The following is a 20,727-nucleotide window of genomic DNA, read 5'->3' on the forward strand; positions in this document are numbered from 1 at the left end:
TTGTGCCGGGTGGCGGCTGAGCCTTATCCGGCCTACAAAATGCGTCTTCGTTGGGCAAAAAAAAGCCTCTCAATCGAGAGGCTTTTTTTCTGTTAATGGCCGTGAATCGCTAAATCGCCCGGCAGATTCTTCTGCATCCGATGCCAGATCTCGCCGCTGTCGTGACCGTAGCGGCGCACTGTTTCGTAAACCTGATCGTGCAGGCCTTCCGTACACAGTTCACTCAGCTTATGGTAGAAACCCATCGCCAGACTGCGTGCTTCCGGATTGGCGAAGTAGTGACGACCAATGCGGGTATACAGCCCTTTCATGCCGTTGAGGATCAGTCCATAAATTGGGTTGCCTGAGGCAAACGCCAGACCACGGAAAATGTTGTAATCAAGGGTCGCGAATGCGTCAGCATGATCGTCAACCGACGTCGCCGTGGCAAGCACTTCCAGCGCTTTATCAGGATGCTGGCGGAACGCAGTACGGATAAAGATGGTGGAGATATTGGTGCGTACCGACAGCAGATTATCAATCAGCTGCGGAACGCTTTCGTGATCGAGACGGGCAAGCGTTTCAAGAATATTCAGGCCCGACGTTTCCCAGAAGTTATTCACTTTGGTCGGTTTGCCGTGTTGAATCGTCAACCAGCCATCACGCGCCAGACGCTGAAGCACTTCGCGCAAGGTGGTGCGAGTCACGCCAATCAGTTCAGAAAGTTCACGTTCAGCGGGAAGGATCGTTCCAGGAGCAAAACGGTTATTCCAGATACTTTCAATGATGTACTCTTCAGCGAAACCCGCCGGGCTTTGCGCCTTAATGACCATAGTGAGATTTCCATTACACAGCTTTAGCTAATTCACTCATCATACCAGAGGCTGACTGTGGCAGGTAGCGCAGCGATACCGGAAAAAAGGGATCACCGTTTCATTTTTATCAAATACCCGTCCCTTGCTGTGCGTCAAATTTACCCTCATTCGTTATACGCAATAATTGACACAACCAGATATACTGGCCGCGTATTAAGTCCTGGTAACGGTCTGTTCGCTATCCGGTTTGACTTTTTGCATTATAAACATCCAATTACGCTTTATTTTGCCAGGACCCTCTGACGCTTAAATCGTTTTGGTTTACACTGCGCTTTCTGAACCTGTTCCAGGGAAATGATTATGTTGCGATTTTTGAACCAGTGCTCTCGCGGTCGCGGAGCATGGTTGTTGATGGCCTTGACCGCCTTTGCGCTGGAAATGGTAGCGCTATGGTTCCAGCATGTGATGTTGCTGAAACCCTGTGTGCTGTGTATTTACGAACGTTGTGCGCTTTTCGGCATCATGGGTGCAGGGCTTGTGGGTGCGATTGCGCCTAAATCCCCGCTACGTTACGCCGGGATCGCCATTTGGTTGTACAGCGCCTGGAAAGGCATTGAGCTGGCCTGGCAGCACACTATGATGCAGCTGCACCCATCACCGTTTATGACCTGCGATTTTGCTGCTCGCTTCCCGAGCTGGTTGCCGCTGGATAAATGGCTGCCAAAGGTGTTTGTGGCCTCCGGAGATTGCTCCGTTCGTCAGTGGGAATTCCTGACGCTGGAGATGCCCCAGTGGTTAGTCGGTATTTTCGTCGCTTACTTCGTGATAGCGCTGCTGGTGCTGATTGCCCAGCCGTTCAAACCGAAAAAACGCGATTTGTTTGGCAGGTAAAAGCAAAACGGCAACGCAAGTTGCCGTTTTTAGTGTTTTCTCCCTCTCCCCGTGGGAGAGGGCCGGGGTGACGGCATCAGACCGCACCGCACAATCCCATTAAAAAACCCGCCTCGGCGGGTTTTTTATTTATGCGCGTTTGGGATGATTAAGGATATGGTCTTCCCAGTCCTGCACTTCTGACTCTTTCACCGCAATATGTCTGACTGAGATGCGCTCGCCATGCATCGCCGCTTTGGAGCCCGTCAACAGCGGATGCCAGTCCGGCAGCCCTTTTCCTTCCGCCAGCAGGCGATACGCGCAGGTATGCGGCAGCCATTCAAAAGTCGGGAGATTGTCGCGGGTCAGCTTGATGCAGTCCGGCTCGTATTCGAAACGGCGCTCGTAATTGCGGCACTGACAGGTTTTGATGTTCAGTTGCTTGCAGGCGACATTAGTGAAGTATATTTCGTCGGTGTCTTCGTCCATCAGCTTATGCAGGCAGCACTGCCCGCAGCCGTCACACAGCGATTCCCACTCCACGTCGGTCATTTCGTCGAGAGTCTTGCTTTGCCAGAAAGGGGTTTCGCTCATAAGGATGTCCACACGTCAAAAGAAAGCGCACCTTATAACCAGTCTGGCACGTGGATGCAAGTTTTGCCGCCGATTAACAGCGGCAACGGCGTTTTACAGCACGCGGGTCTTAACGGATTGCCCGTTAAAACCAATGTCGAGTTCGTCACCGCTGGCAAGCGGGCCGACACCTTCAGGCGTACCGGTGAGGATCACATCGCCCGGTTTGAGGGTAAAGTAACGGCTCATATAGGCGATCAACGGCAGGATTTTGTGGATCATGTCTGAAGTGTTGCCCTGCTGGCGGACGTCGCCGTTAATTTTCAAACTCAGGGACGTGTTCTGCGGGTCGGCGTTAAATTCTGCGGCCGGAATAAAACCGGAGATCGGACATGAATTATCAAAGCCTTTGGCTTTTTCCCACGGCTGCCCGGCTTTCTTCATTTTGCCCTGAATGTCGCGCAGAGTCAGATCCAGCGCAATGCCATAGCCCGCGATCGCTTTCTGCACGTGCTCCTCAGATGCCTGACGCAACGTGCCGCCAATCAGCACCGCCAGTTCGACTTCATGGTGAACCGAACCCAGCCCCTGCGGCAACGCCAGCGGCTGGCGGATATCGCAGAGCGCCGTTTCCGGCTTGATAAACAACACAGGCTCTTCTGGCACGGCACTGCCCATTTCCTGAATGTGCTTCGCGTAGTTGCTGCCGACGCAGACCACTTTGCTCACGGGATAATCCAGTAATGCGCCTTGCCAGTTGTGATGTTGATACATGCTCGTCCCCTAAACGGTTGATATGTCACCCACGGAGTTGGCCGGGGTTATTTTATTCCGTCACCCGCGAGATGCTGTTTTAATAAATTCTCAGGAGGTGGCGGAAGCTGTAAATAATAGCCCTGTTCTTTCAGCGCAGTTTTGACTTTTTCCAGATCGGCATTCACCAGTTTTTTACGACCATCCAGCGGCAGCAGCATCGCCAGCTGCGGCGCACCAAAGCCTTTCATTAATTCTTCCGGCACGCGGGAAAAATCGTCTTTTTTCTCGACATAAAGATAGGTCTGGTCGCGTTTAGTACTTCTGTAGATCACACAAAACATGTTTTTACTCTGAATTATCGGTGGTTGCTTGCCTCAATATACCAGTGACTATAACATGCCTGATACTCTTCGGAATATCGCAACGAATGTGCTGCGATTAACAGCAAATTGAGTAAGGCCAGGATGTCAAACACGCCCATCGAGCTTAAAGGCAGTAGCTTCACCTTATCAGTGGTTCATTTGCATGATGCAAAACCCGAGGTTATTCGTCAGGCGTTAGAAGACAAAATCGCGCAGGCCCCCGCTTTCCTGAAACACGCCCCTGTGGTGGTGAACGTTAGTGGTCTGGTCGCACCTGTAAACTGGCAGCATTTGCAACAGGCGGTCTCCTCGACCGGTCTGCGTATTGTCGGCATTAGCGGCTGCAAAGATGCCCGACTGAAAGATGAAATTGAGCGCGCCGGGCTTCCTCTTCTGACTGAAGGGAAAGAAAAAGCCGCGCGTTCTGCGCCAAAAGAAGCCCCAACCCCCCCGCCACCCGCGCAAAACGTTACACCAGTCACAAAAACGCGAATGATTGATGTGCCGGTTCGTTCCGGTCAGCGCATTTATGCACCAAACTGTGATCTGATTGTAACAAGCCACGTGAGTGCTGGCGCAGAGCTGATTGCCGATGGCAATATTCACGTCTACGGTATGATGCGGGGACGCGCGCTGGCGGGTGCCAGTGGCGATCGGGATGCGCAAATTTTCTGTACCCATCTGACGGCGGAGCTGGTTTCCATCGCAGGTGAATATTGGCTGAGTGACAAGATCCCAGCCGAATTTTATGGCAAAGCGGCACGTCTGCGTCTGGCAGAGAACGCTTTGACTGTTCAACCGTTGAATTGATCCCTTTTTAACAAGGAATTTCTATGGCACGCATTATTGTTGTGACTTCGGGTAAAGGAGGCGTTGGCAAGACCACCTCCAGCGCGGCCATCGCTACTGGTTTGGCCCAGAAGGGAAAGAAGACAGTTGTTATCGACTTCGATATCGGCCTGCGTAACCTCGACCTGATCATGGGCTGCGAGCGTCGCGTGGTGTATGACTTTGTTAACGTCATCCAGGGCGATGCGACCTTAAACCAGGCGCTGATTAAAGACAAGCGCACGGAAAACCTCTTTATTCTCCCGGCCTCTCAGACGCGCGACAAAGACGCGCTGACCCGTGAAGGCGTGGAGAAAGTGCTCGACGAGCTGAAAAAGATGGAGTTCGACTTTGTGGTCTGCGACTCCCCTGCCGGTATCGAAACGGGCGCGCTGATGGCGCTGTACTTCGCTGACGAAGCCATCATCACCACCAACCCTGAAGTGTCGTCCGTGCGTGACTCAGACCGTATTCTGGGCATTCTGGCCTCTAAATCGCGTCGCGCGGAGAATGGTCAGGACCCGATTAAAGAGCACCTGCTGCTGACCCGCTACAATCCGGGCCGCGTCAACAAAGGTGACATGCTGAGCATGGAAGACGTGCTGGAGATCCTGCGCATCAAACTGGTCGGCGTGATTCCGGAAGACCAATCCGTATTACGCGCCTCTAACCAGGGTGAGCCGGTTATCCTGGACATCATGGCAGACGCAGGTAAAGCATACGCCGATACCGTTGATCGTCTGTTGGGAGAAGAACGTCCTTTCCGCTTCATTGAAGAAGAGAAGAAAGGTTTCCTCAAACGCCTGTTCGGAGGATAAGTTATGGCATTACTGGACTTTTTTCTCTCGCGGAAAAAAAGCACCGCTAACATCGCAAAAGAGCGACTGCAAATTATCGTTGCGGAACGCCGCCGCAGCGATGCTGAACCTCACTATTTGCCTCAGCTGCGCAAAGACATCCTGGAAGTGATTTGTAAGTACGTGCAGATCGACCCAGAGATGGTGACCGTGCAGCTTGAGCAGAAGGATGGAGATATTTCGATTCTGGAGCTGAACGTGACGCTGCCAGAAGCGGAAGAATCACGCCCGTAGCAGCATTGCAAACATGTCGTTTGTAGGCCGGGTAAGCGCGCAGCGCCACCCGGCAAATTCCCCGGTGGCGCTTCGCTTACCGGGGCTACAAAACCAACATATCCTCTGTTTACTGCGGATAAGTTTCCAGCAGGGTCTTCAGCCGTTCGCCCATCAGTTCCCCGCGCCAGCCCGCGATCAGTTCCGGCAAGCCATTGTTCGGTTTTAACCTCCAGTGCCAGTTCAGCAGCTGATTGATCTGACGGCGTGAGGCCAGCAGCTCAGGGCTAATCTTATTTTCCGTTCCCACTTCCAGCACCAACGCTTTGATATCTTTAAACGCTTTGCGATAGCCTGGCATGTCCATCAGATTTAACAGCGGTTCAGGCAGTTGGTCTTCTGGCAATTCCTGCGCTTTTGCAACCAGTGCCAGCAGCGTTTTACCGTGGAAGCGAATTTCGCTACCGGATAAACCAATGCTGTCCAGTTCACCCATGCTGCCCGGCATGTAACGCGCCACGGCCCACAGATGCTCTTCGCGAACCACAAAGTTCACCGCCAGATCGCGCTCGCGCGCTTTACGCAGACGCCAGTCGGCCAGCAGTTGCAGACAGGCAAGCTGGCGCGTACGCAGTTGCCAGGCATTGGTGATTTCGCGCCAGGCATCTTTCGGATCGAGAACTTCCTGACGACGCTGCTGGGTCATACGGCATTCGTTGAGTGCCGCATCCAGCCAACCCGCCTCTTCGGCCTCTTTCATCAACTGACCGCAGATCGGCAGCAGGTAAAATACATCGGCGGCCGCATAATCGAGCTGACGCTCGGTCAGCGGACGAGCCAGCCAGTCGGTGCGTGATTCGCTCTTGTCGAGTGCAATCCCGGTGTACTCTTCCACCATTGCGGCAAAGCCCCAGGAAAGCGGACGGCCTGAGAAGGCGGCGAGGATTTGCGTATCAATCAGCGGCTCCGGCATCACACCGAAGGTATTCATGAACACTTCCAGATCTTCACTGCCCGCGTGCAGATATTTGGTGACAGCTGTATCGAGCAGCAGTTCGCGCATCGGCGTCCAGTCCGTAATCCCGAGCGGATCAATCAGCGAGACTTTCTTGCCGTCGTACATCTGGATCAGACCCAACTGAGGATAGTAGGTCCGCGTGCGAACAAACTCGGTATCCAGAGCGATGGCGGGAAAGTCGCGGGTGACGTCGCACAGCGTTGCCAGCTCGTCGTTGGTGGTGATCATCTGGTAGTTCAAAACGATTTCTCTTTGGTTTGCGCCCATAAAAAACGCCGGCTAACCGGCGTGTGATGGCGACTCACTCGAAGCTTAGGCTTTATTGTCCACTTTGGCACGGGCTTCGTCACGTAATTCTCGTCGTAATATCTTCCCGACGTTCGATTTTGGCAGCTCGTCGCGGAACTCAACCAGCTTTGGCACTTTGTAGCCGGTGAGCTGACGGCGACAGAAGGCGACCAGTTCGTCTTCTGTTAGCGAGGCGTCTTTTTTGACCACGAAGATCTTCACCGCTTCACCACTGCTGCCGGACGGGACGCCGACGGCAGCCACTTCCTGCACGCCGTCGTGCTGCATCACCACGTCTTCGATTTCGTTCGGATAGACGTTAAAACCGGAGACCAGGATCATGTCTTTCTTGCGATCGACAATGCGCAGGAAGCCCTCGTCGTCCATCACTGCGATGTCGCCTGTGTAGAGCCAGCCATCTTTGATGATCTCGTCCGTCGCGTCCGGACGCTGCCAGTAGCCGAGCATCACCTGTGGGCCTTTGACGCACAGTTCACCCGGCTCGCCGTGCGGCACTTCGTTACCTTCGTCGTCGACCAGTTTGGCTTCCGTCGACGGTACCGGCAGACCAATACTACCGCTGTGATAATCGATATCATGCGGGTTGACGCTGACCAGTGGCGCGCACTCCGTCAGACCGTAGCCCTCCAGCAGATACTGCCCGGTGAGTTTCACCCAACGGTCTGCAACCGCCTGCTGAACCGGCATCCCGCCGCCCGCAGAGAGGTGCAGCGAGGAAAAGTCGAGCTGCTGGAACTCTTTGTTATTGAGCAGCGCGTTAAACAACGTGTTGACGCCGGTCATCGCGGTGAACGGATATTTCGCCAACTCTTTCACCAGCCCCGGAATATCGCGCGGGTTAGTGATGAGTAAATTCTGTCCGCCCAGCTCGATAAACAGCAGGCAGTTCATCGTCAGAGCAAAAATGTGATACAGCGGCAGCGCCGTGACCACCAGCTCTTTGCCGCGATGCAGCAGCGGGCCGTAGGTCGCGTTGACCTGTTCGAGGTTCGCCAGCATGTTGCGGTGGGTCAGCATCGCCCCTTTTGCTACGCCGGTGGTGCCGCCGGTGTACTGGAGGAAGGCCAGATCGTCTGACACCACTTCCGGTTTCACGTACTGCATGCGATACCCGCTGTGCAGCGCCCGGCGGAAGGAGATGGCATCCGGGAGATGGTATTTCGGCACCAGACGCTTGACGTATTTAACGACAAAGTTAACCAGCGTGCCTTTGGCGGTCGAAAGCTGATCGCCCATTCGGGTGAGGATCACGTGGCGGACCTGGGTCTTATCAACCACTTTTTCCAGAGTATGGGCAAAGTTAGAGACAATAACGATAGCCGCCGCGCCGCTGTCGTTGAGCTGGTGTTCCAGCTCACGCGGGGTATACAGCGGGTTCACGTTAACGACGATCATCCCCGCGCGCAAAATACCGAATAGCGCCACCGGATACTGCAGCAGGTTCGGCATCATCAGCGCTACGCGGTCGCCCTTCTTCAGCCCCAACCCTTCCTGTAAATAGGCCGCAAACGCCCGACTGCGTTCTTCCAGTTTGCGGAAGGTCATCACTTCGCCCATGTTCACAAACGCAGGCTGATCCGCATAGCGCGAAACCGAGTGCTCAAATAATTCAACCAGGGATTGATAACGGTCAGGATTGATCTCCGCAGGCACATCTGCGGGATAACGGTTAAGCCAAACCTTTTTCAATGCATCACCTCTGAAATGAGTGTTCGTCGTCATCACAACCCCGATAATAAACAGTTCGTTAACATTATATTAACTCAGCGTACCAGTTTATTAATTGTTCGGATTTAAGGTTGCGAAGCGCGTCACTCTTTTTTTTGTGTTTCGTCCGTAAAAAACAGAGACAGCGGCTGAGCCGCTGTCTCTTATCTAAATATAACAGTAACTTACTCGGTAACGATGGTCTGCACTTGCGCCGGGCCTGGGTTGTACCAGCCCCATCCACCGTAGCCGCCATAGCGATAAGGGTGTGGTCCCCACATCCACGGGTCCATCGGCTGCGGCGGTAGCATGACCTGCTGTGTCAGGTGCCAGCGTTTATAACCGTTCGCCTGCATGGTCATGAATTTATACGGCGTGTTGCCGATTTTGCCCTGTACCGAACCGGTAATCGGCCCGACGACCGTCACCAGCTGGCCACGGAAATCCACCGGGTCGAGGAAACCGTTCACGTCGGCGTAAATGCGCCCACGTGAGGGTTCGCCAAGGGTTGGTCGCGCGCCGCTGTCCAGCGGTACCGTCGCAATTTCGAGGCGAGTTTTGCCCTGCTGGTTCTGGATATCGACCACTTTACCACCGAAGCGCGCTTCCTGGCCGACGTACAGCTCAGGGGCATTCATCACCCGCACCAGATCCTGCTGCGGCGTTGGGCTGCTCCCTTTGATCGCGTCAGGAACGGTGACACATCCACTTAATGCCACAGCGATAGCGCCCGCTATGAAGAGGCGTACAACTTTTGTTTGAACCGCCATGATGCGACTCCCTTTTCTCAGTGCTTATTACTGAGATTCACGCCCTGCCCGGAAGTTTCTTCCAGGCCACTTCATTTCGCAAATAAACTGGCTCAGCGTGTTCAACGGCCACGGTTTTTCCCGCCGCCAGCAGCTGACAGGCGATCGGCAGCATGTCTTCGGCATGCGGAAGTAACACCTGACCATCGACTAACGTGAGACCGCTGTCTTTTGCCATATCCGGCCAGGCTGGCCAGCCTGTACCGACTGTAGCCCAAACGCCCGTAAGGTGTTTCAACCGTTCAGCAACGGCCTCAGGTTTGAGGACCGATTCGGTCTCTTCCCCGTGCCATACGCCCTGCTCATCGCGGGTGTATTCCGCCCAGTAGACTTCACCCATGCGGGCGTCAATAGCTGCCAGCACGCGCGTCGCGCCCGTCATGCGCCATGCGCCTTGCGCCATCGTGGCCAGCGTCGAGACGCCGATCATCGGGAGATTGGCACCCAGCGCCAGGCCCTGAGCGATACCAATGCCGATGCGCACGCCGGTGAAGCTGCCTGGCCCACGGCCAAACGCCAGCGCGTCGAGTTCAGTTAAGGAGGTGTTGCCCTGGTGAAGGATCTCTTTCACCAGCGGCAGAATACGTTGGGTATGTTCCCGGGGGCACTCTTCAAAATGGGCAAAGAGGGAACCGTTATCCCACAGAGCTGCCGAGCAGGCCTCTGTAGCGGTATCAATAGCCAGAATTCGCATGGGTCTCGCGCTCTCGCAATAGTCAGTCACAAAATGGCGCGCATCTTAGCACACCCCAAGGGAAATTACTCCGCCCTTGGGTTCGCCAGGAAACGCACCGCGCGATTAATGTCCCGCGTACGCGGTGCGGGCGGCAGGCTGGCGAGGAATGTCGCGCCGTACGGGCGCATCACCAGACGGTTATCGCAGATAACCAAAACGCCTCTGTCATCCGTATCACGGATCAGACGCCCGACGCCCTGTTTCAGGGTAATGACCGCATCCGGCAACTGGACGTCATCGAAGGGATCGCCCCCGCGCAGACGGCAGTCTTCCATCCGCGCTTTCAGCAGCGGATCGTCCGGCGAGGTAAACGGCAGTTTGTCGATGATGACTAATGATAGCGCATCGCCGCGCACGTCCACCCCTTCCCAGAAGCTGCTGGTCGCTACCAGCAGCGCATTTCCGGCGGTGACGAACTGCTGCAACAGCTGGCCTTTGCTGGTTTCGCCCTGTAACAGCACGGGCAACGTCATGGTGGCGCGGAATTGCTCGGCGAGGTCGCGCATCATGGCGTGCGAGGTGCACAGCATAAAGCAGCGGCCATTGTTGGCTTCGATCATCGGTTTGAGCATCGCTGCGAGATGTTTCGCCGCGCCCGGCTGGTTCGGTAGCGGTAAATTGCGCGGCACACAGAGCAGCGCCTGAGTTTCGTAATCGAACGGGCTGGGCAGCAGGAGCGAATCCGACTCCTCAATGCCGAGGCGTTCGGTGAAATGGTGCAGGTCGTCGTTCACGGAGAGCGTCGCGGAGGTGAAGATCCAGCTCCCTGGCTTTTGCGCCATCACCTCTTTGAACTTATCGGCGACGGTCAGCGGCGTCAGTGCGAGGGTAAACTGGCGGGCGGTGCATTCGTACCAGTAGCTAAAGCCGGGCTGGTTGATCTCTTTCAGGCGTTTCAGGCGCGTACGATACAGCGTGGCACGTTCGAAAGCCGCATCGAGCAGCGCGCTGCGCCCAAGCGACAATTTCGCGACGTCGTAGCAGAGTTCCAGCGCATCATCGAGCAAGAGCAGCGCGCGCTGGATGTTGCTGTCGGCTAACAGCTCGCGCAAGTTCCCACGATAGCCAGGCTCACCCAACTGCATACGGAAATCCTGCGCGCTTTGCGCCAGCCGGTCGGCACATTTTTGCAACTGTTGGGTGTCGCGCAGTTCGGTGCGGTAGGCAATGGTGAAATCTTTGGCGAGATCCTGAAGCTGGCGGCTGGAGAGCGACTGGCCAAAATACTGGCTGGCGATGTCCGGCAGCTGATGGGCTTCATCGAAAATCATCACTTCCGCCTCCGGGATCAGCTCGCCGAAGCCGCCGTCTTTGACCACCATATCCGCCAGGAACAGGTGATGGTTCACCACCACCACGTCGGCATCCATCGCCGTTTTACGCGCTTTGACGACGAAGCAATCTTTATACAGCGGGCAGTCGCTACCCAGGCAGTTGTCGTTGGTGCTGGTCACCAGCGGCCATGCCTGAGAATCTTCGGCGACGCTGGCGCAAGTGCTGATATCCCCGTCGGTAGTCTGATTGGCCCACGCGCGAAGAATGATTACATCGCTCAGCGTATTAACCGGCAGATCGCCCCCGGCCAGCGCCTGCTGTTCGAGGCGCTCCAGACACAGATAGTTCGAACGCCCCTTCAGGAGCGCCAGTCGGCCTTTGTATTTCAGGGCTTTTGCTACCGTCGGCAAATCGCGGCTGTAGAGCTGATCCTGCAACGCTTTCGAGCCGGTGGAGATAATCACTTTTTTCTTCGCGCGCAATGCAGGGGCAAGATAGGCGTAGGTTTTGCCCGTCCCGGTCCCCGCCTCGACCACCAGCGACTGGGTATTTTTGATGGCGCGGGTGACCGCTTCTGCCATGTGTCGTTGCGGCTCACGCGGTTTAAAACCGGGAATCGCCTGCGCTAACTGACCGTCTGCTGAAAAATCGTCTGCCACGTTGCTCTCTCACTGTATTTTTGCACAGGGATTATGTCAGCCCGCCCTCTCCTGTGCCAGTCGAAATAGACGTTGACGGAACATTATGGCAGTCTTGCGGCCTGAAGCCATTTATGAGGAAAGGTTTATGACAATTGTGCGCATTGATGCCGAAGCCCGCTGGTCTGACGTTGTGATTCACAACCAGACGCTCTATTACACCGGTGTACCGGAAAATCTGGACGCCGACGCGTTTGAGCAAACGGCCAATACGCTGGCGCAAATTGACGCGATTCTGGAAAAACAGGGCAGCGATAAATCACGCATTCTGGATGCCACCATTTTCCTGGCGAACAAAGACGATTTTGCAGCGATGAACAAAGCCTGGGATGCGTGGGTTGTGGCGGGTCACGCGCCTGTACGCTGTACGGTACAGGCCACGCTGATGAAGCCGCAGTATAAAGTTGAGATCAAGATAATCGCGGCGGTATAAGACGATTACTCGTCTTCTTCTTCGTCATCCTCGAAACGCGCCACGATCCGATCGCCGGTATGGGTGGCGCGAATTTCCTGGGCAACGGTGGTAATCGCTTCGCCGCTGCTCATCCCCTGGGACATCAGCTCCTGAATTCGCTCGACCGCATTTTGCTGCTGTTCGTGACTGAGGGAAGGTAAACCTGCAAACATGATCAACTCCTGCTAAATTATCTGCGCTAATACATTCACGCAGCCCGGTAGTATGCCACACATGAACCCGTTACCCCCTACTGTCATTTCATTATCCTGGCGTCATGACGCCGCCGAATTTTGGTTTGCACGCCTAAGTCATCTCCCGTGGGCGATGCTTCTGCATTCAGGGCACGCGGATCATGCCTTTAGCCGCTTTGATATCCTGGTGGCCGACCCGCTCACTACGCTTTTGACGCACGGCGGCACGACGCGTATTTCGTCTGACGCTGAACGCATCTGCGGCGATGACCCGCTGTTGTTGCTTGAGCAGGAAATTAACGCCTTGCCGTTCGTCGCCTCGGCGAATGTGGACATGCCCTTCCAGGGCGGCGCACTGGGGCTGTTCGGCTACGATTTAGGCCGTCGATTCGAAACCTTGCCAGACCATGCGCAGAATGATATTTCCCTGCCGGACATGGCCGTCGGGCTTTACGACTGGGCGGTGATTGTCGATCACCACAAAAAAACCGTTTCCCTGCTTAGCCATACCGACGCCCACGCGCGGCTGGCGTGGTTAAAGGCGCAACAGCCCGTTTCACCCTCTAATTTTACCTTAACATCCGCCTGGCGATCCAACATGAGCGCTGACGCGTACGCCGATAAATTCCGGCAGGTGCAGGCGTATCTGCACAGCGGTGATTGTTATCAGGTAAACCTCGCCCAGCGTTTCCAGGCAAGTTTTACCGGCGACGAGTGGCAGGCCTTTACACACCTGAACGCCAGCAATCGCGCGCCGTTCAGCGCGTTTCTACGTCTGGAACAGGGTGCGGTCCTGAGCCTGTCGCCAGAGCGTTTTATTCATCTCGCCGAGGGCAAGATTCAGACGAGGCCGATCAAAGGCACCCTGCCGCGCCTGGCGGACCCACAAGCCGATAAGCAGCAGGCGGAAAAACTCGCGGCGTCACCGAAAGATCGCGCCGAGAATCTGATGATTGTCGATCTGATGCGCAACGACATTGGTCGCGTGGCAGAGCCCGGCAGCGTGCGCGTGCCCGAGTTATTCGTCGTGGAGCCCTTCCCGGCGGTGCATCATTTGGTCAGCACTATCACGGCACAACTTCCCGCCAGCCGTTCCGCCTGCGACCTGCTACGCGCGGCGTTTCCGGGTGGCTCGATCACCGGCGCGCCGAAAGTGCGCGCCATGCAGATCATTGATGAATTAGAACCTCATCGTCGCAACGCCTGGTGCGGCAGCATCGGGTATGTGAGCGTCTGTGGGACAATGGATACCAGCATCACTATCCGCACTCTGACGGCCTGCAACGGGCAGATTTATTGCTCTGCAGGCGGCGGCATTGTGGCCGACAGCCAGTGTGACGCGGAATATCAGGAAACCTTTGATAAAGTGAACCGCATCCTGCATCAACTGGAGAGCTAACGTTTGGATACCCACGATTTGACCCTGGATGATTTTCTGTCGCGCTTTCAGCTACTGCGCCCGCAGGTAAACCGCGACACGCTGAACAGCCGCCAGGCGGCGGTATTGATTCCCGTGGTGCGGCGCGAACAGCCAGGATTGTTACTCACCAAGCGCTCGTCACATCTGCGTAAACATGCTGGCCAGGTGGCATTTCCTGGCGGCGCGGTGGATGCTTCTGACGCCTCTCTCATTGCCGCCGCACTGCGCGAAGCTCAGGAAGAGGTGGCCATTCCGCCGGAGGCCGTTGAAGTAATTGGCGTGTTGCCACCGGTAGACAGCGTGACCGGTTTTCAGGTGACGCCCGTCGTGGGGATTATTCCGCCCAATCTTCACTATCACGCCAGCGAAGATGAAGTGGCCGCGGTGTTTGAAATGCCGCTGGCAGAGGCACTGCGTTTGAGTCGTTATCATCCGCTGGATATTCAACGGCGTGGACACGATCATCGGGTGTGGTTGTCGTGGTATCAGCATTATTTTGTCTGGGGCATGACGGCAGGCATTATCCGTGAGCTGGCGCTGCAAATCGGCCTGAAGCCTTGACTATACTTTACATTCCGATTTTTTCTGCGCGTTTGCGAGTGACGTCGCATCATTAGTAAATCAGGGGTTATTCATTAGTTTAATTCATGTGAATAGTTAAGCCGACCTACAGGTTCCCTCTTACACTATGCGCAGTTATAACATCGTTACTGGAACCCCGGTAACCCTGTCAGGAGTGAGAAAGTGATTAGTATATTCGACATGTTCAAAGTGGGGATTGGCCCGTCTTCTTCCCACACTGTAGGCCCAATGAAGGCCGGTAAACAGTTCGTCGATGATCTGGTCGAAAAAGGATTACTGGAAAGCACTACCCGCGTGGCCGTTGATGTTTACGGTTCGCTCTCTTTAACGGGTAAGGGCCACCACACCGATATCGCCATTATTATGGGTCTGGCAGGTAACATGCCGGACACAGTGGATATTGACGCCATTCCGGCGTTTATCCGCGACACTGAAACACGCGGTCGTCTGCTGCTGGCTAACGGCAAGCACGAAGTGGATTTCCCCCACGACGACGGTATGCGTTTTCGTAGCGACAACCTGTCGCTGCATGAAAACGGGATGCAGATCCACGCCTTTAACGGCGACAAAGTGATCTACAGCAAAACCTATTACTCGATCGGCGGTGGTTTTATCGTTGATGAAGAGCATTTCGGCAAAGATGCGGTGAGCGACGTTAACGTTCCTTATCCGTTCAAATATGCCCAGGATATGCTGGACTACTGCAAAGAGACCGGCCTGTCACTCTCCGGCATGGTGATGCAGAACGAACTGGCGCTGCACAGCAAAAAAGAGATCGAAGACTATTTTGCTAACGTCTGGCAAACCATGCAGGCGTGTATCGATCGCGGGATCAACACCGAAGGCGTATTGCCTGGGCCGCTGCGCGTACCGCGTCGCGCCTCTGCCCTGCGTCGTATGCTGGTGACGACCGATAAGTTCTCCAACGATCCGATGAACGTGGTCGACTGGGTGAATATGTTCGCACTGGCGGTGAACGAAGAGAACGCCGCCGGTGGCCGCGTGGTAACAGCGCCAACCAACGGTGCCTGCGGTATCGTTCCGGCTGTGCTGGCCTATTACGATCACTTTATCGAACCGGTCACCCCGGATATCTACATCCGCTATTTCCTCGCAGCGGGTGCAGTGGGCGCGTTGTACAAAATGAACGCGTCCATTTCCGGTGCCGAAGTCGGCTGTCAGGGCGAAGTTGGCGTGGCCTGCTCAATGGCCGCGGCTGGCCTGTCTGAGCTGCTGGGTGCAAGCCCGGAGCAGGTGTGCGTGGCGGCGGAAATCGGCATGGAGCATAACCTCGGTCTGACCTGCGATCCGGTTGCCGGCCAGGTGCAGGTACCGTGCATCGAGCGTAACGCTATCGCCTCGGTGAAAGCGATCAACGCCTCGCGCATGGCGATGCGCCGCACCAGCGAACCGCGCGTGTCGCTGGATAAGGTCATCGAAACCATGTACGAAACCGGTAAAGACATGAACGCCAAATACCGTGAAACCTCACGCGGCGGTCTGGCCATTAAGGTGCAGTGCGACTAAGCACTCCATTGATTATTCTCTCTCGCCCATCTGCAACGGATGGGCGATATTTATTCGCTTTCTCGTCACCGTAACATTTCCCCACTACACTTTCTGTGTTGCCCTGGCTCCTGTGCTGGCGGCTTATCGAGCCCCCTTTCATGCAGAATGCGCAAAGGATCATTAAAAGCTATCGCCGAAACCGCATTATTGTCTGTGTGCTGGTGGCTTTTTTTACGCTCTTTCTGACCCTCGGCATTCGTTTTATTTCACAGCGCAATTTAAATCAGGAACGTGTTCACGCCTTTGTCAGCCACTCGGTGAATGCGCTGGATAAGATCCTGATGCCGCTGCAGGCGGGCCGAGAAACCTTGCAAGCTCTGGTCGGATCGCCCTGTCCTGACGCCCATCTGGCGCTGCGTAAACGGGCCGCAACCCTGCAAACCGTACGTTCTATTGCGCTGATTAAAGACGGTATCCTTTACTGCTCCAGCATTTTTGGCGATCGCGATGTTCCCATCCGCCAGGTGCAACCCGATCTGCCCTCCAGCCAGCCGCAACTGGTCCTGTCGACGGACAAATCGCTGCTCAAAGGCAGTCCGATTCTGATCCAGTGGTATCCGGTTTCCGACAGCGGAGAAGATGGTGTGATGCAGATTGTGAATATCGATCTGATCACCAAAATGATGCTTGAGCCGCAGCGCCCGCTGATCACCGATGTGAGTCTGAACGTCGGGAACAAATTCCTGCGTTACGGGCAGAACGTCACTGACACGCTGGCAGTCACGCAAGACGCCATGATCCTGAGCCAAACATCAGGCCATTTCCCCTTCACCATCACCGTCAGCGGGCCGGGTGCCAGCGAACTGGCGCTGATCAATCTTCCCTCACAGCTTCCGCTGGCCGTCCTGCTGAGCCTGCTGCTGGGCTATATCGCCTGGCTTGCCACTGCCAGTCGCATGAGTTTTACCTGGGAAATTAACCTTGGACTGGCCGCGCGGGAGTTCGAACTGTTCTGCCAGCCGTTGCTCAATGCCCGCACGCAGAAATGCGTCGGAGTGGAGATCCTGCTGCGCTGGAATAATCCTCGCCAGGGCTGGATTTCCCCCGACGTGTTTATTCCGCTGGCGGAGGAACATAATCTGATCGTTCCGCTGACGCGCTACGTGATTATGGAAACCGTCCGTCAGATTGGCTATTTTCCGGCGAACAAAGGATTTCATATCGGCATTAACGTCGCAGCCAGCCACTTTCGCAATGGCGTGCTGCTCCAGGATCTGAATCGCTACTGGTTTAGCGCCCGTCCAAAACAACAGCTGATTGTCGAACTCACCGAGCGCGACGCGCTGCTGGATGTGGATTATCGCATCGTGCGGGAACTGTATCGTAAAGAGGTGAAGCTGGCGATTGATGATTTTGGTACTGGCAACAGCTCACTTTCATGGCTGGAAAAACTGCGCCCGGACGTGCTCAAAATAGACAAATCGTTTACCACCGCGCTGGGTACTGATGCGGTGAATTCGACAGTGACAGATATCATTATTGCGCTGGGGCAGCGTCTGAATATCGAGCTGGTCGCCGAGGGCGTGGAAACGCAGGAGCAGGCGCGCTATTTGCGCCATCACGGGGTCAATATCTTGCAGGGTTTCTTGTATGCGCGACCAATGCCGCTGAAGGATTTTCCGCAGTGGCTGGCAGAGAGTTCACCTCCGCCAGCACCGCGTAACGGGCATATCCTTCCGGTTATGCCGTTGCGTTAAACCTGATTACTCTTCTTCGTCGTGGTCGGACTGCTCTTTAACAATACGCACCATGTCTACGCGGTAATCGTTCGCCTGTACGATGGTGATTTGCAATCGCGGCAGTTCAATGATGTCGCCAACACGTGGGATTTGGCCGTTAACCGCAATGACTAACCCGGCAACGGTGGCAATATCTTCTTCATCGTTGATGATATTGTCGAGGCCCAGCGTATGTTGCAGAGCGTGCAGATCGGTGGTGCCTTTCACTAACCAGCCGTCGCCATCAGCAACAATTTCTGGCGTTTCATCGGCATCCGGGAATTCACCGGCAATCGCTTCCAGCACGTCCAGCGGCGTCACAAGGCCCTGCACCACACCAAATTCGTTGGTCACGATAACAAAGCTACCGCGCGCACGGCGCAGGACGCCCAGCAGATTGATCGGGTCCAGCGTTTCCGGGACCACAATTGCCGGAGAGGCCGCCGCGATAGCTTCCACGTTAACGCCCTCTTCCAGCGCCACCAGCATTTCTTTCGCGCGAACGACGCCGATTATCTCGTCCAGTTCACCGCGACATACCGGGAACAGGCTGTGCGGTGAGGAGAGCAACTGCTGGCGAATTTCATCCACGCTCAGGTTGGCATCTACCCAGCTAATTTCACCGCGCGGGGTCATGATCCCACGCAACGAGCGTGACGCCAGCGACAGCACGCCGTTAATCATGTAACGCTCTTCTTCAACAAACGCGCCTTCTGGCACCGGCACCGGGTTACGGTTCGCGGTTTCAGGCTGGACGTTGGTCTGGCGGCGACCGCCCATCAGACGCAGGATGGCGTCAGCGGTACGGGCACGCAGCGGCTGATTAGACTGCTGTTTAATAAAGTTACGGCGCGCAATCTGGTTAAACAGCTCGATAAGAATCGAGAAGCCAATCGCGGCGTACAGGTAACCTTTAGGAATATGGAAACCGAAACCTTCTGCGACCAGGCTCAGGCCAATCATCAGCAGGAAGCTCAGACACAAGACCACAACCGTCGGATGTTCGTTCACAAAACGCGTCAGCGGCTTAGACGCCAGCAACATCACGGCCATTGCAATCACTACCGCGGCCATCATTACCGGCAGATGGTTCACCATGCCGACAGCGGTAATCACCGCATCCAGCGAGAAGACAGCATCAAGCACCACAATCTGCGCGACAACCACCCAGAAACTCGCATACCCCTTACCGTGTCCGTCGTCGTGCTGTCGGTTTTCCAGCCGTTCATGCAACTCGGTTGTTGCTTTGAAGAGCAGGAAAAGTCCCCCCACCAGCATGATCAAATCACGGCCGGAGAAGGTGAAATCCATCACGGTAAACAGCGGTTTGGTCAGAGTGACCATCCACGAAATGACGGACAACAGCGCAAGTCGCATGATAAGCGCCAGCGAAAGGCCGATTAAACGCGCTTTATCGCGCTGTTTTGGCGGCAGCTTATCCGCAAGGATGGCGATAAACACCAGGTTGTCGATACCAAGAACTATCTCAAGAACAACCAGCGTGAGTAATCCCACCCAGATTGACGGGTCCATTAAGAATTCCATGGAAAGCTCCTGCTAAAGGAATGACTAAACGGCGCCCCGAAAACAGTGGGCGAAATGACGGTAGACGTGTGCAATGGGTGGCGAGGTTCGCCGGCGAGCGAGGCGCAAAATGGCCTGTTAGATGACTGACGTCGGTGACGGTCCATACGGTGGGCTGTAGCCCTATACTCCTGGTAATTAAACGGAGGCTAAACATATCAGAGACAATAGCTTTTTAGCAAAGATTTACTTTCCTTTGCAAAGTTATGTTACAGAGTCGATTTTCATTTGAGATAAATCTGCTCTGTGAAGCTAAATTACGGATCTTCATCACATAAATTATTTTTTCACTATCTAAAATAAATCCCGGAAGTCTTAGTTAACTTAACTATAACCCTTATCTGAATCGATTCGGTGCGCCGAAAACGTTTCTCAGTACGCCTGCGGGCAGGCGTATTAATGATAATAAAAGGAGGTAGCAAGTGACCATTGCTATTGTAATAGGCACACATGGTTGGGCTGCAGAGCAGTTACTCAAAACCGCAGAAATGCTGTTGGGTGAGCAGGAAAACGTCGGCTGGATCGATTTCGTCCCTGGCGAAAACGCTGAAACGCTGATTGAGAAATACACTGCTCAACTGGAGAAGCTGGATACCAGCAAAGGCGTGCTGTTTCTCGTTGATACATGGGGTGGCAGTCCGTTTAACGCCGCCAGCCGCATTGTCGTCGATAAAGAGCATCATGAAGTTGTCGCTGGCGTAAACATCCCGATGCTGGTGGAAACGCTGATGGCGCGTGACGATAACCCGAGCTTTGACGAACTGGTCGATCTGGCTGTTGAAACCGGTCGTGAAGGCGTAAAAGCGCTGAAGGCACAACCCGTAGAAAAACCTGCTCCGGTTGCTGCTGCCGTGAAATCTGCCGTTCCCACCAAACCTATGGGCGCGAACGATTACATGGTTATCGGGCTGGCGCGTATTGATGACCGCTTAATCCACGGCCAGGTGGCAACGCGCTGGACCAAAGAAACCAACGTGAAACGCATTATCGTCGTCAGCGACGAAGTGGCCGCCGATCACGTTCGTAAAACCCTTCTCACCCAGGTTGCTCCTCCGGGCGTTACCGCACACGTCGTGGACGTCGCTAAGATGATCCGCGTGTATAACAACCCAAAATATGCCGGTGAACGCGTAATGCTCCTGTTCACCAACCCGACAGACGTTGAGCGCGTTGTGGAAGGCGGCGTGAAAATCACCTCCGTGAATATCGGTGGTATGGCTTTCCGTCAGGGCAAAACGCAGGTAAACAACGCGATTTCCGTCGATGAAAAAGATATCGAAGCCTTCAATAAGCTGAATGCACGCGGTATTGAACTGGAAGCCCGTAAAGTTTCCACGGATCAGAGACTGAAAATGATGGATTTGATCGGCAAAGTTGGGAAATAACCCAGGCGCTGATTTT

22 protein-coding genes are annotated in these 20,727 nt (G+C 54.9%); 10 read left to right on the forward strand and 12 right to left on the reverse strand.

The annotated features are described in order from the left end of the window. Positions 1–92 precede the first annotated feature (92 nt). Positions 93–812, reverse strand: a complete 720-nt coding sequence (gene fadR / locus JBO43_RS03145) for a fatty acid metabolism transcriptional regulator FadR (protein WP_095282328.1) — start codon at positions 810–812, stop codon at positions 93–95. A gap of 342 nt (positions 813–1,154) precedes the next feature. Here fadR and dsbB point away from each other — a divergent pair, with 342 nt between their 5' ends. Beyond that, positions 1,155–1,685 (forward strand): disulfide bond formation protein DsbB, encoded by a 531-nt coding sequence (gene dsbB / locus JBO43_RS03150; protein ID WP_202673706.1) that lies wholly within the window; start codon positions 1,155–1,157, stop codon positions 1,683–1,685. A 129-nt stretch (positions 1,686–1,814) separates the two neighbouring features. On the opposite strand, the gene JBO43_RS03155 is transcribed toward dsbB, so the two are convergent. The 3 genes from JBO43_RS03155 to JBO43_RS03165 all read right to left on the reverse strand — a co-directional run bounded on the left by JBO43_RS03155 (position 1,815) and on the right by JBO43_RS03165 (position 3,334). Beyond that, complete coding sequence (locus JBO43_RS03155) at positions 1,815–2,258, reverse strand: cysteine cluster protein YcgN (protein ID WP_095282330.1); 444 nt, start codon at positions 2,256–2,258, stop codon at positions 1,815–1,817. A gap of 93 nt (positions 2,259–2,351) precedes the next feature. Next, positions 2,352–3,011, reverse strand: coding sequence for a fumarylacetoacetate hydrolase family protein (locus JBO43_RS03160; protein WP_095282331.1), 660 nt, complete (start codon positions 3,009–3,011; stop codon positions 2,352–2,354). 47 nt (positions 3,012–3,058) lie between these two features. Next, positions 3,059–3,334 carry a YcgL domain-containing protein gene (locus JBO43_RS03165; protein WP_095282332.1) on the reverse strand — a complete coding sequence of 92 codons (276 nt, stop codon included), beginning with the start codon at positions 3,332–3,334 and terminating at the stop codon, positions 3,059–3,061. A 123-nt stretch (positions 3,335–3,457) separates the two neighbouring features. On the opposite strand from JBO43_RS03165, the gene minC reads away from it, so the two are divergent. From minC to minE, 3 genes are read left to right on the forward strand one after another with little or no spacing between them, the layout of a single operon-like run. Then, complete coding sequence (gene minC / locus JBO43_RS03170) at positions 3,458–4,165, forward strand: septum site-determining protein MinC (RefSeq protein WP_095282333.1); 708 nt, start codon at positions 3,458–3,460, stop codon at positions 4,163–4,165. 23 nt (positions 4,166–4,188) lie between these two features. After that, positions 4,189–5,001 carry a septum site-determining protein MinD gene (minD, locus tag JBO43_RS03175; RefSeq protein ID WP_095282334.1) on the forward strand — a complete coding sequence of 271 codons (813 nt, stop codon included), beginning with the start codon at positions 4,189–4,191 and terminating at the stop codon, positions 4,999–5,001. 3 nt (positions 5,002–5,004) lie between these two features. Next, the gene (minE, locus tag JBO43_RS03180; RefSeq protein WP_010432714.1) at positions 5,005–5,274 is read left to right on the forward strand and encodes a cell division topological specificity factor MinE; all 270 of its coding nucleotides are present in this window, start codon (positions 5,005–5,007) and stop codon (positions 5,272–5,274) included. Between the two features lie 109 nt (positions 5,275–5,383). On the opposite strand, the gene rnd is transcribed toward minE, so the two are convergent. The 5 genes from rnd to JBO43_RS03205 form a co-directional block, all read right to left on the reverse strand. Further along, the gene (rnd, locus tag JBO43_RS03185; RefSeq protein WP_202673950.1) at positions 5,384–6,511 is read right to left on the reverse strand and encodes a ribonuclease D; all 1,128 of its coding nucleotides are present in this window, start codon (positions 6,509–6,511) and stop codon (positions 5,384–5,386) included. A 72-nt stretch (positions 6,512–6,583) separates the two neighbouring features. Further along, positions 6,584–8,269, reverse strand: a complete 1,686-nt coding sequence (gene fadD / locus JBO43_RS03190) for a long-chain-fatty-acid--CoA ligase FadD (RefSeq protein WP_133159622.1) — start codon at positions 8,267–8,269, stop codon at positions 6,584–6,586. Positions 8,270–8,472: 203 nt separating this feature from the next. Beyond that, complete coding sequence (locus JBO43_RS03195; protein WP_095282336.1) at positions 8,473–9,057, reverse strand: Slp family lipoprotein; 585 nt, start codon at positions 9,055–9,057, stop codon at positions 8,473–8,475. A gap of 37 nt (positions 9,058–9,094) precedes the next feature. Beyond that, complete coding sequence (tsaB, locus tag JBO43_RS03200; protein WP_095282337.1) at positions 9,095–9,790, reverse strand: tRNA (adenosine(37)-N6)-threonylcarbamoyltransferase complex dimerization subunit type 1 TsaB; 696 nt, start codon at positions 9,788–9,790, stop codon at positions 9,095–9,097. Positions 9,791–9,855: 65 nt separating this feature from the next. Continuing rightward, positions 9,856–11,766, reverse strand: coding sequence for a DNA repair helicase YoaA (locus JBO43_RS03205; RefSeq protein ID WP_202673707.1), 1,911 nt, complete (start codon positions 11,764–11,766; stop codon positions 9,856–9,858). 127 nt (positions 11,767–11,893) lie between these two features. Here JBO43_RS03205 and JBO43_RS03210 point away from each other — a divergent pair, with 127 nt between their 5' ends. Continuing rightward, on the forward strand, positions 11,894–12,238 hold the full coding sequence (locus JBO43_RS03210; RefSeq protein WP_095282339.1) for a RidA family protein: 345 nt from the start codon (positions 11,894–11,896) through the stop codon (positions 12,236–12,238). Between the two features lie 5 nt (positions 12,239–12,243). On the opposite strand, the gene JBO43_RS03215 is transcribed toward JBO43_RS03210, so the two are convergent. Beyond that, positions 12,244–12,432: a YoaH family protein gene (locus tag JBO43_RS03215; RefSeq protein ID WP_095282340.1), complete on the reverse strand. Its 189-nt coding sequence runs from the start codon at positions 12,430–12,432 to the stop codon at positions 12,244–12,246. A 61-nt stretch (positions 12,433–12,493) separates the two neighbouring features. Between JBO43_RS03215 and pabB the strand changes: the two genes are divergently transcribed. The 4 genes from pabB (at position 12,494) to JBO43_RS03235 (ending at position 17,721) form a co-directional block, all read left to right on the forward strand. Further along, entirely contained in the window at positions 12,494–13,852 is a 1,359-nt protein-coding gene (gene pabB / locus JBO43_RS03220) for an aminodeoxychorismate synthase component 1 (protein ID WP_202673708.1), read from the forward strand. A 3-nt stretch (positions 13,853–13,855) separates the two neighbouring features. Continuing rightward, a complete protein-coding gene (locus tag JBO43_RS03225; protein ID WP_103946060.1) occupies positions 13,856–14,434 on the forward strand; it encodes a CoA pyrophosphatase in 579 nt (192 codons plus the stop codon). Positions 14,435–14,617: 183 nt separating this feature from the next. Continuing rightward, complete coding sequence (gene sdaA / locus JBO43_RS03230; RefSeq protein WP_095282343.1) at positions 14,618–15,982, forward strand: L-serine ammonia-lyase; 1,365 nt, start codon at positions 14,618–14,620, stop codon at positions 15,980–15,982. A gap of 140 nt (positions 15,983–16,122) precedes the next feature. After that, the gene (locus JBO43_RS03235) at positions 16,123–17,721 is read left to right on the forward strand and encodes a cyclic di-3',5'-guanosine monophosphate phosphodiesterase PdeD (RefSeq protein WP_202673709.1); all 1,599 of its coding nucleotides are present in this window, start codon (positions 16,123–16,125) and stop codon (positions 17,719–17,721) included. A 6-nt stretch (positions 17,722–17,727) separates the two neighbouring features. Here JBO43_RS03235 and yoaE read toward each other — a convergent pair whose 3' ends face one another. Continuing rightward, complete coding sequence (gene yoaE / locus JBO43_RS03240) at positions 17,728–19,287, reverse strand: CNNM family cation transport protein YoaE (RefSeq protein WP_095282345.1); 1,560 nt, start codon at positions 19,285–19,287, stop codon at positions 17,728–17,730. After that, positions 19,275–19,433 carry a protein YoaL gene (locus JBO43_RS23165; RefSeq protein ID WP_407929810.1) on the reverse strand — a complete coding sequence of 53 codons (159 nt, stop codon included), beginning with the start codon at positions 19,431–19,433 and terminating at the stop codon, positions 19,275–19,277. The genes yoaE and JBO43_RS23165 overlap by 13 nt, the downstream gene beginning before the upstream one ends. 315 nt (positions 19,434–19,748) lie before the next feature. Here JBO43_RS23165 and manX point away from each other — a divergent pair, with 315 nt between their 5' ends. After that, positions 19,749–20,711, forward strand: coding sequence for a PTS mannose transporter subunit IIAB (gene manX / locus JBO43_RS03245; protein ID WP_202673710.1), 963 nt, complete (start codon positions 19,749–19,751; stop codon positions 20,709–20,711). Positions 20,712–20,727 lie beyond the last annotated feature (16 nt).

Source organism: Lelliottia jeotgali (genome assembly GCF_016771845.1).
Lineage (GTDB): Bacteria > Pseudomonadota > Gammaproteobacteria > Enterobacterales > Enterobacteriaceae > Enterobacter > Enterobacter jeotgali.